This window comes from Curtobacterium sp. S6 (assembly GCF_000710345.2).
GTDB lineage: Bacteria > Actinomycetota > Actinomycetes > Actinomycetales > Micrococcaceae > Rothia.
Map to the genome: position 1 here is coordinate 779,974 of NZ_JHEL01000015.1, position 16,158 is coordinate 796,131.

A 16,158-nucleotide genomic window follows, 5' to 3' on the forward strand; every position below is an offset into this window, starting at 1 on the left:
TCGAGGACCGGTGAAAGCGGTCTCGGCGGTTATCAGTCTAATCTCCCCGCAGATGGGTGAGAACCTGACGGGGTGGCCGGACTAGAATGACCCGACGTGTTCAATATCCTGTTCTATACGCCCGAAATCCCCGGAAATACCGGCAACGCGATTCGCCTCGCCGCGGTGACCGGTGCGCACCTCCATCTGGTCGAGCCTTTGGGATTCTCTTTCGAAGACTCGCATCTGCGCCGCGCCGGTCTGGACTACCACGATCTCGCGGTCGTCACCGTTCATCAGACCTTCGAGGATGCGCTCCGCGCGCTGGAGGGGTCCAGACTCATCGCCTTCAGCACCGTGGGTACCACCAATTTCGCGGAAGTGGCGTACCGCCCGGGCGACACCTTGGTCTTCGGCCCGGAATCGGTGGGCCTGCCCGAGGAGGTCCAGCACGACGCCCGCATCAGTGAGCTGGTACGCATCCCGATGATCGCGGGGCGTCGCTCCTTGAACCTCGCGAACTCGGCATCGATCGCGGTGTACGAAGCGTGGCGACAGAACGGGTACGGAGGAGTCCTCTAGGCCACCGCAGACTCCCGCCGCCTACGACGAGAGGGGCCCGAACCATGCGTCCTTGGTTCGGGCCCCTCAGTGTTCGCGACTATTTCCCGGAGGAACTCGCGGCGTCCCCCAAGGTGACCTTGGTGTCGGTCGTGTTTCCGCCTCGGGTGTAGCTGATATCGACCTCTTGACCCGCGGAGGCTTCACGGACCGCAGCGGTCAGCGATTCCGCATCCGACACCGAGTGTCCGTTCAATTTGGTCACCACGTCTCCATTCTTCAAGCCGGCTTTTGCCGCGGGAGATCCCGAGGAGACGTCCTTGATCAGCGCGCCATTGGTGAAGGAGCTGTCCGAAGAACTCGACCCGCCAGCCGGACTGGACGAGACGGTGGCCCCGAGCATTCCGTGTGAGGCGGAGCCGTTGTCGATGATTTCTTGCCCCACTCGCTTGGCGTAATTGATCGGAATCGAGAATCCCACGCCGATATTGCCCGAGGATCCTGAGCTCGAATCGCTCTGCCCACCGGCCGAGGCAATGGCCACGTTAATGCCGATGACTTCCCCCTTGGAATTGACGAGGGCGCCGCCTGAGTTGCCGGGGTTGATCGCCGCATCGGTCTGCAATACGTTCAGGGCGATCGACTTGGTGGACTGGCTGTTTTTAGTTCCCCCGTTCTTATCCGGGTACTCAAACTGGAACGGCGATGAGCTGCCCTGGTCGCCGTCCGATGAGCCCCCGTCGTCGGGCGCCGCCGAAGAAGCCACCGAAATGGTGCGGTTCAGGTTCGACACGATGCCGTCCGTGACCGTTCCGTCCAGCCCGAGGGGGGCTCCGATAGCCACGGCGACGTCGCCCACGTTCAGCGAGCTGGAATCGGCCATGGAAGCCGGCGTCAGGTTAAGGCCGCTCGGGTCTACCTTGATGACGGCCAGGTCGGACGTTGGGTCCGTGCCGACCACCTTGGCGTCCTTGACGGCCCCGTTAGATAGCTTGACCTGGATCGTGGAATTGCTGCTCGTGCCGTCGAGGGTCACCACGTGCGTGTTGGTCAGGATGTGCCCCTGATCGTCCAAGATCACGCCGGAGCCCGAACCGCTCTGTTGCCCCCCGCTGACCGAAATCGTGGCCACCGAAGGCGATGCTTTTTGGGCGGCGGCCGTGACCGCGTTGACGGAGTCTTTGTTGTTGACGATCGTGGTCTCCGGGCCCGCGGCGGAGGTCGAGCTGCCCTCGTGATTCAGGAGTGCTCCGGCGCCGACGGCCACGCCCCCGCCCAAGAGGGCCGCCAAGAACATTCCACCGATCAGAGTGCCGGTACCGAAGCGGTGTTGCCGGCCTTTCGGCGAACCGGCGGCATAGGGATTGGGCGACGCGTAGCCGTAGGACTGCGAGTCGTGGGCCCCCACGCCCGGCGTTCCGTACGCGTATCCTCCGTACTGATTGCCGTAACCGTTCTGGGGCGCCTGTTCGCCGCGTTCCCCCGCGTAGGCACCGTTGGCGTCAGAGGCTCCCTCGTACGAGCCGTACTGCGGGAGTGGCTGGGTTCGGTCGCCGCCGTCCCGCGGAGGCTGTTGCGGGTAGGGTTCGGTCCTTTCGGAATCCTGACCGGGACGAATGTACTCATAGCCCCCGGGGGCCTCAGGCGTGCGGTCCTCGTCCGAGCCGCCGTTCAGAGAAGAGTGTCGGTTGTCTTCCGGGTTCTGAGACATGTCTCGCCTTTCATCTCACGGTCTCGCCGTGATCTCCGTACACAGAGGAAATCCATTTTGTGCGATATGGGTCTTCCCCGACTATGTCCGATCGGACTGTGGGAGTCTTGTGCGGTTTCTGGAAGTTTACTGGAGCTTTTCGAGCATGCGTCGTGCGCGGCCACGCTCTGCGCGAAGAGCCTGTGGACGACCGCCAAAAATCGGGAACCCTGGTCCTAGACTGGTATTCACAAGTTTTCCCGGAACAATTGAGGTCCGAGCATGCCTACCTCTCGACGCCGATCACGTGCCGCCGCCTGGGGTCTGCCCATGGCCTGCGTCATGATCTGCATCAGCAGACCCGCGGTGGCCGCACCGCCCGTTCCAGCGGCGAGTCCGGTCCTCGGCGCGGGGATCACGGGGCTGTTCACGGGAATCGGGATTCTGGTGGTCATCTCCCTGGCGGTGGCCTTGGTCTGGTGGTACATCACGACCCGGTCCAGGAGATCGCGGCAGGTCGATCGCTATTCGCAGGCCGCGGCCAAGTACTCGGCTCCCGGAACGGCGCCCTCCGCATCGGTGGCCGACCTTCGGGCCCGCGCCGGGAGTCTCCTCGTCAGCACCGATGATGCCATTGCCCACGCGGAGCAAGAAGTGGCCTTTGCGCAGGCCCAATTCGGCGAGGATCAAATCCGTCCTTTTCACATCGCCATCGACCAGGCCAAAGCCCACATGCGCCGCAGCTTTCAGCTGCAGAATCAGCTCGATGACGACATCCCCGATACCGAAGAGGACCAACGGACATGGTTAAACGAGATCATCGCCGGATGCACTTCGGCTCAAGAGTCCTTGAAACAGCACGAGGAGAATTTTTCCTCGCTCCGCCAATTGGAACGTCGGGCGCCTGAGGCCCTCGACGAACTCGACGCCGACATTCTCACCGCAAGGGGTTCGATCCCCTCCTGGACCGAGCGCTATTCCGCCCTCAAAGAACATTATGCGAGCGAGGCCACGTCCTCGGTCTCCGAGAACCTGGGCGAGGCCGAAGACCGACTGGCCTTCGCCGAGCACGTCGCCCGTCAAGCTCGCCAAGCGCTGAATTCGGGCGACTCTTCCGAAGCCGTCGTGAATATTCGATCGGGGGAAGAGGCGGTGGGCCAGGCCACCGGGTTGCTGGAGGCCATCGGGCATGCGAGCGATGAGCTGGACCGAGCCGACAAGGCTCTCAGCGAGGCTACGGCCCAGGCCAAAACCGACCTCGCGGAGACCTCCTCGTTGATGCAACGCGGCGCGTTCTCGGACCTGGCCGGTAGCACCGCGAGCGTTGAGTCCGTCGTCCAAGAGATCGAAGCCGCCCGGCAGCGGGGGCCCATTGACCCCCTGGCCTTGTCTCGTCGCCTCTCAGAGTCGCGCCGAGAACTGGATAAAGGGCTCGAAAGCATCCGCGATCAGAACCAGCGTGATCGCGCCGCGCGCGAAACCTTGGCTCATACGATGCTCTCGGCCCAGGCCCGTCTGACCTCGGCGGCGGACTACGTCCGTTCCCGGCGCGGCGGCATTCAGTCTGAGGCCCGAACCCGCCTCCGCGAGGCCGAACGCCACGTGGACGAGGCAGAAAAGCTACGTGTCTCGGATCCCAGCGGAGCCCTCAACCACGCCAATCAAGCGATCCGCTTGGCCGAAGACGCCCAACGCATTGCTATGGGAGATGTCAGCGAGTTCTCCCAGCAGGGCTACGGCCCGGCCGGTGGATTCGGTTCCGCGGCCCTGGGTGGCATCTTCTTCGGTCAGGGCGGAGCACGTGGCTTCCCGGGAAGCTCCATCGGCCAGGGAGGCCCTGGCGCGGGCGGCGCCCCAGGCTTTGGAGGTGGGTTTACCGGACGAGGGCTCTGACCCGGTCTCTTCCCTCTTCTCTCTTCCCCTACGCCACATACTTTCGACGCCTTTCCTGAACACATCGGAGAAACAACGCGGTTCCATACCGGACCCGAGAAATGAGGACAGCAATGGCAAAACAATCGATTTTCGGACGCATCGGGCAGCTGGCCAAGGCCAATATCAACGCCCTGATTGATTCCGCGGAAGACCCGCAGAAAATGCTCGACCAGATGGTGCGGGACTACAAGAACAACATCGTCGAAGCCGAGCAGGCCGTGGCCCAGACGATTGGCAACCTCCGCATGCTCGAACAGGACCACGCGGAAGATCTTCGGGACGCCGAGGAATGGGGCCAGAAGGCCATCGCCGCTTCAGATACCGCCGATCGGTACCGCGCCGACGGCGACACCGCGAATGCCGATAAATTCGACAACCTCGCGAAGGTCGCGCTGCAACGTCAGATGAGTTCCGAAAAGGAGGCCCAGGACGCCGAGCCTCAGATTGCCACGCAGACGCAGACCGTCGAAAAGCTCAAAGACGGCCTTAACAAGATGCGCTCGAAGCTCGACGAACTGTCGCGGAAGCGTGACGAGCTCAACGCTCGCCAGAAGACCGCACAGGCACAGAGCCAGGTCAACGATTCCCTAAAGGCCTTCGACCTGATGGATTCCACGAGCGAGGTCAGCCGTTTCGAGGAAAAGGTGCGCCGGGAAGAGGCGAGGGTTCGAGGGCAGGAAGAGCTCGCCGCGTCGTCCTTGGATGCCCAATTCGAATCTCTCGAAGACCTCAGCCAGCAGTCCGAGGTTGAGAACCGCCTCGCAGCGCTCAAGAACAAAAAATCCAGCTAATCGGCCCCGCCCTGCCCGACGTCGCGCCCGAGGTTCCACCGAGTCCGGTGGAACCTCGGGCCGGCGCGGGCCATCACGGAGCTTCAGGAGACCACAGATGATCGACGACCCCGTAGACCTCGACTCGTACCAGGGGGTGTGCCATCTCTTTTCGGCACTGTCCTCCCCCGCCCGCGCGGCGACCATTCATTTGCTGAGCGAGGGAGAGAAAACCGTCGGGGAGCTCGTCGATTCTTTAGATATCTCTCAACCGCTCATGTCACAGCACCTGAGGATTCTTCGCGACTCACGGCTGGTCAACAGCCGACGTGCCGGCCGATCTATTTACTACAGCCTCGCCGACGACCACGTGGCCCACGTCTTCCTCGATGCCTGGAGCCACAGCCGTCACGAGGAGGCCTCCGAGGCGCCTCAGAGTGCGCTCAGGTAAACATCAACAGGCCCCTGGGCTTATGAACGAGCACATCAGACCGGCTCACGTGGACTGAGAGCAAACGGCCAAAGGCGACCTTCGGCACGGAAAGCCTAGGCCTCTGTCATCGCGAGCACGCCTCGGTTGGTCCCCGGGCATAACAAAAGGCCCCTAACTCACAATTCAGTGAGTTAGGGGCCCTTATTCGTTGCGGGGGCAAGATTTGAACTTGCGACCTCCGGGTTATGAGCCCGGCGAGCTACCGAACTGCTCCACCCCGCGGCGACTTGTTTTACTATACGCACCCCCGAGGGGGCGTGCAAACCCAAATGGGCTTTTGTGCCTGAGATCACCCACGCGGACCGCCGGCTCGTGAAGCACGACCTTTGTCGCGCCTCACGAGCGGCTCCGCTACTCCGTGATGGGAGCCTCTGAGGATCCCCTAGCCCCCGTTGGTCGACGACGGGCTGGCAGACGGTGAAGGACTCGGCGATGCACTCGCGCCATCGGCTTTCAACGCCTCGTCCAAGGCCTTATTCAACCGATCCTGCGCCTGACCGTATGCCGCCCAGTCGCCGTCCTTCATGGCCTTTGAAGAATCCTGCATCGCCTTATTGGCGTCCTCCAGGGACTTCTTCAGATCCGGCGACTCGCCACTGGAGCCGCTGTCGCCCTGATCGGACTTGCCGGAATCCGCCTGAGATGCGTCGACGCCCGCGTCCTTGCTGGTCTGAGCGCCCGAGTTGCCGTCGAACAACTCGTTCAATGCCTCGTCGAGCGTCGGTGCGAAGCCGACCTTCTCCCCGAAGCCGACCAGCACACGACGCAGCGTCGGGTAGGAAGCGTCGCCACTGGACTGCACGTAGACCGGCTGGACATACAGGATTCCCCCACCCACCGGGAGCGTCAGCAGGTTACCGTTGACCACCCGGGACGCACCCTGGCGCAACAGGTTCAGCTCGGTGGAGACATTGGTATCGGAGTCGAAGAGGTTCTGCGCCTGTCCGGGGCCCGGGACCACGGAGTTCCGCGGGAGCTCGAGCAGATTCATCGTCCCGTAATCCGGATCCTTGACGCCGTCCTTGCCCGTACCCGCGTCACCGTTAGCCGAGACGAATCCGTACATGACGTTGCGCGTGTTGGAATCCGACTGCTGCGGAATGAAGGAGCTCGTCAAGGAGAAGCGGGTTCGCTTGTCTCCCGGCATTTGGAGGGACATGTAGTACGGCGGGAGGTCAGTCGCTTGATCCTGCGTCGGATCCTTGGGCGTCTGCCACACGTCGTCGCTCGCGTAGAAGCTATTGGCGTCCGTCACGTGATAACGATTCAATAGTTCGCGCTGAACTTTGAAGAGGTCCTCCGGGTACCGCACGTGGTTCATCAGGTCCGCGCTCATCTCGGAATACGGCTTGACCGTGGTCGGGAAGACCTTCTGCCAGGCCTTCAGAACGGGATCCTGGTCGTCCCAGGCGTAGAGATCAACCGAGCCGTCGTAAGCGTTCACGGTCGCTTTCACGGAGTTTCGAATGTAGTTGACCTTTTCATTGGGCAACGCCTTGGAGCCACCGGCCTTGGTCTGCGAATCCTGGGTCGCATCGCCGAGCGAGGTCGGGGTCGAATACGGATAGTTGCTCGAGGTCGTATACGCATCAACCATCCACACCACTTTATTGTCGACGATCGCCGGGTACGGGTTTCCGTCCACCTTGAGATACGGGGCAACCTTGCTCACTCGATCCGCGGGGTCCCGGTTGTAGAGAATCTGCGAATCGGGACGGACCGCGTTCGAGAGCAAGAGATCGGAGGACTGATATTTGATGGCATACGCGAGCCGATTGAACCAGTTGCCGATCTTCGGGCCGCCCTGACCGGTATAGGTGTACTTGGCGTCCCCGGCACCCTTGTCGTCGGTGGTCTGCGGCCGATCCAGCTCGAGGTTCTCGTCGCCGTCGGACCCGCCGACGATCGAATAATCCGGCGATGACTGGCCGAAGTAGATGCGCGGCTGATAATCCTGCGAGATCACGCCCTTGGCAGAGATGCCCTCCTGCATGAATTTCGGCTTGCCATCGGCCTCGACCTGGTTGCCGTACGCGGCCACGACGCCGTATCCGTGCGTGTAGACGACGTGCTGGTTATACCAACCCTGATTTTGTTCCGGGTTCAGCTCCCGCGCCGAGATCACGGTGTCCTGATTCTTTCCGTCGACGTTGTACCGGTCCACGGAAAGGGACTTGCCAAATTGGTAATAGGGGCGGAACTGCTGGAGCTGCGCGAACGAATTCGACACAACGTTCGGATCCAAGAGACGAATATTCGAAACGGTCGAGGTGTCACCGTCGAGGGCGCCCTGCCCGGTTTCCACCGTTGCCTCGTAGTTCTGAGACTTAATGTCGCTCAAGCCGTAAGCGTTGCGGGTCATGTCGATGTTGCGCTGGATAAAGTCTTTCTCCATCGCTTGCTCCGTGGGCGTGACCTGGAAGCGTTGAACGGCCCACGGATACAGGCCGCCCGCGACCAGCGAGACCACGAGCAACATGGCCGTTCCGATCAGCGGCAACCGCCACCTCCCGGCGAAGGCCGAGTACACGAAGAGGGCAGCAACGATCACGGCCGCGATGGCAAGAATCGCGTTGGTAGGCATCACGGCGTTGACGTCCGTGAACAAGGCGCCCGTCCATGAGCCCTTATTCGAAAGCAACGTCGAATACCGCCCGAGCCAAAAATTCCCTGCAAGCACGATCAGAAAGAGCGCGGCGATGATGCCCAAATGCACTTTGACGGCCTTGCTGGTGCCGATCCCGCGCTCGTGGACCACGATTCCGCCATAGAGATACTGAGTCACCAGGGCACCGATTCCGGCGAGAACCAGAACCGTAATCACGTATCCGGCCACGAGTCGCAGGAATGGCAACGTGAACATGAAGAACGAGAGATCAAAGCCGAATTGCGGATCGGTCTGTCCGAAGGGCTCCCGCGCGAAGAACAGGGCAACCGTGTCCCACTGAGCCAGCAGGGTCAGCCCGCCGAACAGGCCGACGACCACCGGAATGGCGATCATCAGAATGCGGCGCATAGGTTCCAGCGCTTGCTGATACCGCTCCATGTTCTGGTTGAAGACCGCTTGGAGATCCCTCATCGGATCGGCGCCGGCCGACTTTTGCTGTTCCCCACCCGCTGCGGGTCGGGGGCGCTGGGGGCGCTCCGCCGGGCGATGCTTCCAGGCCGCTCGGAGACTGACCCACATCGCGAGGGCCATCAAGAGGAATCCCGCGAGGAAGACGCCGATCTTGATGAAGTTTTCGCGCAGGAAGATCCCGATGTAGCCCAGCTGGTTGTACCAGAGAACCTCGGTGTAGACCTGCGAAACGTAGACGAAGGCGATCACCAGCGCGACGACGATGATGAACGTCGTCAGAAGTGGGCGGCCACGCTTTTTCGGGCGATTGCCCGTCGATGCGGCGGATGAGCGGGGAGACGAAGGTCCTGTGGCCACGGGATTCCTCAACTAGCAGTGCGGTGGAAAGACGAGGCGAGATTATTCTCAATCTCACATCACGGCGTTTCCGATTCTCACCGATCACAAGCCGTGATATTCCATTTTGCCTGTTTAAAACGGGCAACTCCACTCATGACGGAGCCTGCCAGAGGATCACGCGCCCCGGATCACCCGGTACATTGCGGCAGAGTGGAGGGGTCTTTGCCCTGGCCGACGGCCTCGACGGCATGCACGGCCTCGTCGATCGAGCCGACCTTCACGACGGACAATCCGTCCGGAATGTGACCAACAACTTCGTCGCAATTATCCGCGGGCGCCAAGAACACAGAGGCGCCATCGGACTTCGCGCCGATCATCTTCTGGCGGATCCCACCGATCGGGCCGACCTTTCCGCCGGCGTCAATGGTTCCGGTCCCGGCGAAGTGACGGCCACCGGTCATGTCTCCCTCGGTGAGCTCGTCGATGATCCCCAGCGTGAACATCATCCCCGCGCTGGGACCACCGACCTGTTCGAGGCCGTAGTTGACCTGAAATGGGAAGGAGTAGTCGGACTTGAGGTAGAGGCCGAGCCGATACTGGCCCGAGGACTGGTCCCGGGTGGGCTCGACCGTGATCGTGCGCTTCTCACCACCGCTCGTGGTGTACCCGAGGTTCATCGGTGAGCCCTTGCCGTCGGCCAAGGCCTTCTTCAGCTGGTCGTAGTTCTTCAGCGGTTGCCCGTCGACCGAGGTCAGCACGTCTCCGTGGTTCAGACGAGCGGCGGCGTCGTCGGTCGCCCCCATCACGGTCAGGGTGGTCGAGTAGTCCATCGAGAGATAGGTGGCGGCCGCGGCCTGGGCCGATGTTTGGGAATCGGTCATGTCGGACGTGTTCTGCGAGCTGACCTGTTGCCGGGTCATGGAGGGGTCATACAGGGCATCCGAGGGCAGCGCCGTCCGGTCGGGATTCAGCCACGCGCTCAACACGTTGAGGGCACCGGTCGGCCCGTTGGGTCCCCCCGATACATAGACCGTGGTCATGTCGAGCTCGCCCTTCGGCGGATAGGTCGGGTGACCGGTAATGGAAATCAGCTGTTTACCGTCGTGTTCACCGATCGTATTGAACGTCGGTCCGGCGCCCTCGGTGACGAATTTCGGAGGAAGGAGCGCGCCGGCCGCCACCAGGACCAGGGTCACCAAGCCCGCGACCGTGCCCAGCTGGGGGCGGCGGAACCGCCGGGTGCGTAGGCGACGGGTCTGGGGTTTGGACATGAGCGTGCTCTCTTGCCTGGACGATGAACTGCCTGGCCATCTTAACCCACCGCGCAGCTGACGCTCGCCGAGGGAGTCGACCGCCGCACGGCTGTGCCATGAGCTGAAATTCAAGCGTTGCCCTGACGGCGCCCTGGGTCGTGCTCTTTAATGGAGACAGAGAAAGATGCCGTGAGGCGCAGGTGGTCTCGCGGTAACCAACGACCACGAGGTGTCATGAGCCCCAACGACCCCTACAACAACGGCAACCACGACGACAACGAGGACAACCCGTTCGAAGAGTTGTTCCGGAAACTCTCCTCGGGACAAAACATCAACCCGGAGGATCTTCAGGGCATGGGCGTTCCCGTGGACCCGGCCATGATGTCCGGCATGTTTTCCCAGATTCAGTCGATGATGTCGGGCATGAACGCCGATGGATCGGCCAACTGGGAGCAAGCCCGGGATCACGCGCGACGTCTCGCGACGGCGGACAACGCAGACCCCTCCGTGACCAGCACGCAAAAGTCGGCGGTCAAGGACGCCGCCCAACTCGCCCAGCTTTGGCTCGATCCCGTGATTGATTTCGATCGGGCGGCCATGGCCGATGAAGCGTGGTCACGCAGTGAATGGATCGAAAACTGCTTCGATACTTTTCGAGAGATCTCCGAGCCCGTGGCGAATTCGATCACGGAAGCGATGAGCACGGCGCTCACCCAGCAGATGCCGGAAGAGATGAAGTCGATGCTGGGTCAGGGCGCGTCCATGATCGGCGGCATGAGCGGAATGATGTTCGCCATGCAGTTGGGCCAGGCCGTGGGAGAACTGTCCAAGGAGGTCGTCGCCTCGACCGACATCGGGCTTCCCCTCTCCCCCGGGCGCTCCGCCTTGCTCCCGGCCAATATCGCGGAATTCGGCGAAGGCCTGGATCTTCCCGCACAGGAGGTCATGCTGTTCCTGGCGGTCCGAGAAGCCGCACACATCCGTCTGTTCCGGGCGAATCCGTGGTTGCGGGAGAATATCTTGGACCTCATCCAGCGTTATTCGCACGGTATTCACGTGGACATGGACCGCATCGAAGACGCGACCCGCGAGATGGATCCCACTAATCCGGAGTCCTTGCAGGAGGCCCTGAGCGGAGACATCTTCAAGCCGACGCTCACGGAAGACCAGAAGGTCACTCTGCGTCGATTGGAAACGTTGCTGGCCCTGGTCGAGGGCTGGGTGGATCATGTCAGCACGGAAGCCACCAAGAACCTGCCGAGCGCGGCGGCGTTGACGGAGACTTTGCGACGCCGTCGCGCGGGTGGCGGGCCCGCGGAGAAGACCTTCGGGTCCCTCATCGGCCTCGAATTGCGGCCCCGCCGTCTGCGGGAAGCCTCCCAATTCTGGAAAGGCTACGAAGATGGCCACGGCATCGAGAAGCGCGATGCCCTCTGGGAAGCGCCCGAGAACCTGCCGACCGACGAGGACCTCGACAATCCCCAAAACTTCGGCACGGAACGGGGTCTGTTGAACGCCTCCGACGAAGAGATGGACGCGGCCCTCGAAAAGCTCCTCTCGGGCGGCTACGACGACCCCGACGAATCGTCCGGGGATTCCGGCTCCGACCCCTCGGAACCCAAGGACTAAGCCGCGGAGCGACGTCCCGGGCCAAGACCTCCCACGATCCGGCCGGGCCCTACGCCGAAGGCCCGGCCGGCCGTTCCGTCCTCGACCGCTCAAAGATCATGCCGTCCAGGAAGGTCTTGGCCCGATCGACGTGCGGGTACAACGCTTCGAGCCGCTTAAACCGAGCATCGTGGGACGGCTCGATCAGGTGGCACAGCTCGTGATGAATCACGTAGTCGAGAACGTATTCCGGGGCTCCCCACAAATGATGTGAGATGCGAATCGACCCCGTCGAAGGAGTCGTCGAGCCCCACCGGGTGTTCTGATTCGTGACCCAGCGAATCCGCGTGGGCCCCACGCGGCGGTTCAGATACCGCGCGGACAACTCCGCGGCCCGATCGGCCAGATGTGCGTCGGTACGGCGGGGATCCTTCTCGGCGTTTCGCGCCTCCGCCATGAGCCTGGGGAGGAGCCGGTGGACGTATTCGGCCGCCAGCTTCCGCGAGAGGGACCGGGGCGCGAGGAGCACAATGTGGTCCCCCTCCCACCGGGCCGCGATGGTCTTCTGTCGACGGGCCGAACGCCGAATTTCGACGTCGGGCCGCGACGCGTCTGCGGGGAGCCACTCACGCGGCGATTCGGTCGGCATCCTTCGCAGTCTACCGGGCACGGCTCGCCTCCCGCATCGCGTCGGTTGCGACGAGCCTCGATCCTTCAGCCACATTCCCGCCGGAGCCGGTCGATCCCCCAACAGATCGGCACAGTGGAGGCCATGAAGAATAGTTGGCCCCTCCCCGCCCCACGGGTACCCGAAGAGGGCGAGAGAGTTCCCTCCCCCGATCAGCTTCCCGTGGCCAGGACCCCGGTCCCGCGCACGCTCTTTGTGGGTCTCCCGGGTCGAATGGCCGACGTCGCGGCCTCCATCGCCATGAGCCCGGGGCCTTTGCCGTGGCTCTTGGACCGCGCCCCGGTCCGGGAGAAGGACCTCGTGGCGGCGAGCTATCGTCCCTTTCAACGGGGCCGCCCCCGGGCGGCGAGCCTGGCGCGCACCTTGGTCGCTTACATTCCGGAGGTTCTCTCCCATGGCGGATCCCGGCCAGAGGATTCGTATGTGACGGAGCTGTCCGCCCGAGATCCGACCGGCCCGCTGCAGGCATGTTTGCGTGACCTCGTCCTGCGCCCGGACCTCGTGGTCGTGACCGCGTGGGCCGGCCAGCGCGTCGAGTGGAATCTCCCGATCGCCCCGGATGTTGCGTGCCTGCAGCTGTTCCACGACGAGCTCGGCCGCACACTGAGCCACAACGTCTCGCCGTGGGCCGAACGACGTTGCGGAGACTGCATCGAAGAGCACTACAACAGGCACCGATCGACTCTCCGGCCCCATTCCGTCGCGGAGATCGTGAGCCGAATAGCTACGGGTTGGTCCGCGCCGCCCCCGTCCGAGCGGATCCCCGCCTGGACGCAGTGTTCGTGCTGGTGGGGCGGCGCCTGACGCGGGCGGCTAAGCGCGCTGCCGGGGAATGATGTCGTCCAGGAAGCGCGAGCGCTTCCGATGGGCCTTGCCGCCCGGGGTCCGGGACAGGGACCAGCTGAAGAAAATCCGCTCCCGTGCACGGGTAATACCGACGTACAACAACCTGCGCTCTTCGTCGATCTCATCGCCCGTCTGAGCAAAACTGATCGGCATGAGCCCTTCGCTCAGCCCGCACAGGAACACCGCGTCCCATTCCAGGCCTTTCGCCGAGTGGAGGGACGCCAGGGTAACCCCGTTCATCACGGGCGCGTCCTGGTGGGCGATGCGCCGCGTGAGGTCTTCCACCAGCATCTCCAGGGTAAACGTGGCCTCCCCCGCACCATTCGACGCGGTGTGCGCCGCCTGGAGACGATCGGCCAGCGACACGAGCGCGGAGAGAGACTCCCATTTGGAACGCACCGAACCCGTCGATGCCGGGGGCTGATCCTTATAGCCCAGGGAGGCCAGGCAATCCCGGACCACTTGAGGAGCCGGCTCGTCACCGGCCGCCCTGGCCGCCGAGCGGATCTGCAAGATGGCCTGCTTCACCTCGGGACGATTGAAGAACTTTTCGGTTCCGCGGAGTTGGTATCCGATGCCCGCATCGGTCAACGCCTGCTCGATCGCTTGCGACTGTCCGTTGGTGCGGAAGAGCACGGCAATATCGGCGGGAGCCACGCCATCGTGTGAGATGAGGTCCGCGATATCTTCGGCGATGCCCGTCGCTTCCTGCTCGTCGTCGCCGTACTCGAACCATTCCGGCTCCGGCCCGGAAGGTCTCTGGGCGCGTAATTCGAGCGGAGCCGCCCATGCGCCCGGCGTCGCCCCTCGATCCGGCCGACGGGAGGTCAGCAAGCTGTTGGCGAGATGCACCACCTGTGGGGTCGAACGATAGTCCCGCACCAGGGTGATGACCTTGCCATCGGGGTGTCGACGCGGAAAATCCAGCAGGTGACGGGACGTTGCCCCCGTGAAGGAATAGATGGTTTGCGAAGCATCGCCGACCACGCACAGCTCGTCACGGCCCCCGAGCCAGCAGTCCAATAGGCGCTGTTGCAGGGGTGAGACGTCTTGATATTCGTCCACGACGAAGTGCCGATATTGTTGCCTCACGGAGGCCGCCACGGCCTCGTCCTCCTCCAAGATGGCGACCGTGGCAAGGAGAACGTCCTCGAAATCGATGGCGTTGCGCTCGGTCTTGAGGTCCTCGTAGCCCCGCATGATGCGCGCCATGCCGGTCGGCGTGAATCCGGTGGGGAGCTCGCGATCCGCGAAATGTTCTTCCACGGTATCGGGGGTCAGCATCGAGACCTTCGCCCACTCGATATGGGAGGCGAGGTCGCGGAGCACGGCTCGGTCGGTCGTGAAGCGAAGCCTGGTGGCCGCCTCGGAGATGTATTGTGCCTTGCCGGACAGTAGCTGTGGCGGTGTTCCCCCGACGGCCTGCGGCCAGAAATACTGCAGCTGGCGCAACGCCGCCGCGTGAAAGGTGCGCGTTTGGACGCCCACGGCACCCAAGGACCGCAGACGATTGCGCATCTCGTTGGCGGCCCGCGCCGTGAACGTCAACGCCAAGACACGCTGCCCCACGTACGCTCCCGAGGCGATGCCGTAGGCGATGCGGTGGGTGATGGCCCGCGTCTTACCGGTCCCCGCCCCGGCAAGCACGCAGACCGGCCCCTGGAGGCTTGTGGCGACTTCGCGTTGTTCGGGGTCGAGCCCTTCCAGAATCTGATCCGGGTCAGGTGGGTTGCCGGTCGTCACGAGCGATGGTTCGGTGCTCAGTTTTCGTTCGCCTCCTCGTGTCCGTTCGTGGATTTCGCTGGCCGGGCCGCGCGGTCTCGCTCTTGGGCGTCGTGCGCTTGGGGCCCGGACGGCAACGGCTCGCCGTACCAATGAGAGATCAGGTGATGCGCGATCGAGACGTCGTCGGGAAGCGTCACCGTTCCGGCAAGAATCTCGTCGCGAAGTTCGGTCCGGGTGAACCATCGAACCCTTCTGATCTCGGAGCCATCCGCCTCGGCAGAGCGTCTATCCACCGCCTGAGCGATAAACCCGACCATCAGGGATCTCGGAAAGGGCCACGGTTGCGATCCCAGGTACTGGGCCCGATCGACCTCGACGTGGGACTCCTCGTAGATCTCCCGGGCCACCGCCGCCTCAAGCGACTCCCCCGCCTCGACGAATCCCGCAAACGTCGAGTATCGATCCGGTGGCCACGCGGCGGAATTGCCCAGGAGCAACCGGTCGACGCCGTTCTCATCGGTGTGCACCACGGCAGAGATCACGGCCGGGTCGGTTCGGGGAAAGATCTCTCGGCCTTCCGCGGTGCAGGTTTGCGACCAGCCACCGGCGTTGGTCGTCGTGGCCGATCCGCAGGCGGGGCAAAAAGCGTTGGCATCCTGCCAGTTCATCAGGGCGATGCCCATGCTCAGCCAGGTCGCCTCCTCGCGACCCAGCACGGGGGCCGCCTCCCGAAGACCGAGCCACCGCGTATCCGGCTGGTCGTTCCGGGCCTGTCCCTCGAGCCCCTCCGGCCACGGGTCGCCCGCTTGAAGGTCTTCCGGTTGTTGACGAGCGGAACGAGCGAGCAACAGGTGCCGTCCCTCGTCGTTCATTCCGAGATAGCCGACGACGTCGTGCGCGTCCTGCGGGGCTTCCCATACCAACCCCGCGCCACCGGCCCGGTCCCACGCGACACGCGCGGTTCTATCCTCGATCACCAGGACTCGCGTCGCCGGATCGCTCAGGGCTGAATCCATGGTCTCCCGCCGAGGTTGATCGTCGCTCATCCGGCGGATCGGGGAGGTTCCCAGCAGCTGTCCACCGAGCGGTGGTGTGGGCTGTGTTACTAAACGAGGTGGCACGTGATCAGCTTGCTTCCATGTCTCTCTTGTACTCTGAACAGGTGAAATTAACACCGTTAACGTTAGCCGCT

The 16,158-nt window shown here is 63.3% G+C and carries 12 protein-coding genes and 1 tRNA gene; 6 read left to right on the forward strand and 7 right to left on the reverse strand.

Going from position 1 to position 16,158, the window contains the following annotated elements; all coding sequences use genetic code 11:
• Window positions 1-96: 96 nt before the first annotated feature.
• Entirely contained in the window at window positions 97-561 is a 465-nt protein-coding gene (locus CURSPS6_RS05760) for a tRNA (cytidine(34)-2'-O)-methyltransferase (RefSeq protein WP_030014785.1), read from the forward strand.
• A 79-nt stretch (window positions 562-640) separates the two neighbouring features.
• Here the strand turns inward: CURSPS6_RS05760 and CURSPS6_RS05765 are convergent, their stop codons facing one another.
• Window positions 641-2,251, reverse strand: coding sequence for a S1C family serine protease (locus CURSPS6_RS05765; RefSeq protein ID WP_082470122.1), 1,611 nt, complete (start codon window positions 2,249-2,251; stop codon window positions 641-643).
• A gap of 261 nt (window positions 2,252-2,512) precedes the next feature.
• On the opposite strand from CURSPS6_RS05765, the gene CURSPS6_RS05770 reads away from it, so the two are divergent.
• From CURSPS6_RS05770 to CURSPS6_RS05780, 3 genes are all read left to right on the forward strand, one after another.
• A complete protein-coding gene (locus tag CURSPS6_RS05770; RefSeq protein ID WP_152978065.1) occupies window positions 2,513-4,123 on the forward strand; it encodes a TPM domain-containing protein in 1,611 nt (536 codons plus the stop codon).
• A 113-nt stretch (window positions 4,124-4,236) separates the two neighbouring features.
• Complete coding sequence (locus CURSPS6_RS05775) at window positions 4,237-4,956, forward strand: PspA/IM30 family protein (protein ID WP_030014789.1); 720 nt, start codon at window positions 4,237-4,239, stop codon at window positions 4,954-4,956.
• Window positions 4,957-5,053: 97 nt separating this feature from the next.
• Window positions 5,054-5,386, forward strand: coding sequence for an ArsR/SmtB family transcription factor (locus CURSPS6_RS05780; RefSeq protein WP_030014791.1), 333 nt, complete (start codon window positions 5,054-5,056; stop codon window positions 5,384-5,386).
• Between the two features lie 190 nt (window positions 5,387-5,576).
• Here the strand turns inward: CURSPS6_RS05780 and CURSPS6_RS05785 are convergent.
• The 3 genes from CURSPS6_RS05785 to CURSPS6_RS05795 form a co-directional block, all read right to left on the reverse strand.
• A tRNA-Met gene (locus CURSPS6_RS05785) sits at window positions 5,577-5,650 on the reverse strand.
• Between the two features lie 160 nt (window positions 5,651-5,810).
• Window positions 5,811-8,864 carry a UPF0182 family protein gene (locus CURSPS6_RS05790; RefSeq protein ID WP_035810238.1) on the reverse strand — a complete coding sequence of 1,018 codons (3,054 nt, stop codon included), beginning with the start codon at window positions 8,862-8,864 and terminating at the stop codon, window positions 5,811-5,813.
• A gap of 170 nt (window positions 8,865-9,034) precedes the next feature.
• On the reverse strand, window positions 9,035-10,117 hold the full coding sequence (locus CURSPS6_RS05795; RefSeq protein WP_035810240.1) for a PDZ domain-containing protein: 1,083 nt from the start codon (window positions 10,115-10,117) through the stop codon (window positions 9,035-9,037).
• 216 nt (window positions 10,118-10,333) lie between these two features.
• Here CURSPS6_RS05795 and CURSPS6_RS05800 point away from each other — a divergent pair, with 216 nt between their 5' ends.
• The gene (locus tag CURSPS6_RS05800; protein WP_035810242.1) at window positions 10,334-11,728 is read left to right on the forward strand and encodes a zinc-dependent metalloprotease; all 1,395 of its coding nucleotides are present in this window, start codon (window positions 10,334-10,336) and stop codon (window positions 11,726-11,728) included.
• Between the two features lie 49 nt (window positions 11,729-11,777).
• On the opposite strand, the gene CURSPS6_RS05805 is transcribed toward CURSPS6_RS05800, so the two are convergent.
• Entirely contained in the window at window positions 11,778-12,356 is a 579-nt protein-coding gene (locus CURSPS6_RS05805; protein ID WP_035810682.1) for a M48 family metallopeptidase, read from the reverse strand.
• A gap of 123 nt (window positions 12,357-12,479) precedes the next feature.
• On the opposite strand from CURSPS6_RS05805, the gene CURSPS6_RS05810 reads away from it, so the two are divergent.
• Window positions 12,480-13,199, forward strand: a complete 720-nt coding sequence (locus CURSPS6_RS05810; RefSeq protein WP_152978066.1) for a hypothetical protein — start codon at window positions 12,480-12,482, stop codon at window positions 13,197-13,199.
• Window positions 13,200-13,208: 9 nt separating this feature from the next.
• Here the strand turns inward: CURSPS6_RS05810 and CURSPS6_RS05815 are convergent, their stop codons facing one another.
• Complete coding sequence (locus tag CURSPS6_RS05815; RefSeq protein WP_030014800.1) at window positions 13,209-14,984, reverse strand: ATP-dependent helicase; 1,776 nt, start codon at window positions 14,982-14,984, stop codon at window positions 13,209-13,211.
• A gap of 17 nt (window positions 14,985-15,001) precedes the next feature.
• Entirely contained in the window at window positions 15,002-15,982 is a 981-nt protein-coding gene (gene nudC, locus CURSPS6_RS05820) for an NAD(+) diphosphatase (protein WP_200910890.1), read from the reverse strand.
• Window positions 15,983-16,158: the final 176 nt, after the last annotated feature.

Bases quoted from the DNA above. Each gene is read 5' to 3' on its own strand.
- CURSPS6_RS05765 (WP_082470122.1), bottom strand. From the start codon at position 2,251: ATGTCTCAGAACCCGGAAGACAACCGACACTCTTCTCTGAACGGCGGC.
- CURSPS6_RS05770 (WP_152978065.1), top strand. From the start codon at position 2,513: ATGCCTACCTCTCGACGCCGATCACGTGCCGCCGCCTGGGGTCTGCCC.
- CURSPS6_RS05775 (WP_030014789.1), top strand. From the start codon at position 4,237: ATGGCAAAACAATCGATTTTCGGACGCATCGGGCAGCTGGCCAAGGCC.
- CURSPS6_RS05780 (WP_030014791.1), top strand. From the start codon at position 5,054: ATGATCGACGACCCCGTAGACCTCGACTCGTACCAGGGGGTGTGCCAT.
- CURSPS6_RS05795 (WP_035810240.1), bottom strand. From the start codon at position 10,117: ATGTCCAAACCCCAGACCCGTCGCCTACGCACCCGGCGGTTCCGCCGC.
- CURSPS6_RS05800 (WP_035810242.1), top strand. From the start codon at position 10,334: ATGAGCCCCAACGACCCCTACAACAACGGCAACCACGACGACAACGAG.
- CURSPS6_RS05805 (WP_035810682.1), bottom strand. From the start codon at position 12,356: ATGCCGACCGAATCGCCGCGTGAGTGGCTCCCCGCAGACGCGTCGCGG.
- CURSPS6_RS05810 (WP_152978066.1), top strand. From the start codon at position 12,480: ATGAAGAATAGTTGGCCCCTCCCCGCCCCACGGGTACCCGAAGAGGGC.
- nudC (WP_200910890.1), bottom strand. From the start codon at position 15,982: ATGGATTCAGCCCTGAGCGATCCGGCGACGCGAGTCCTGGTGATCGAG.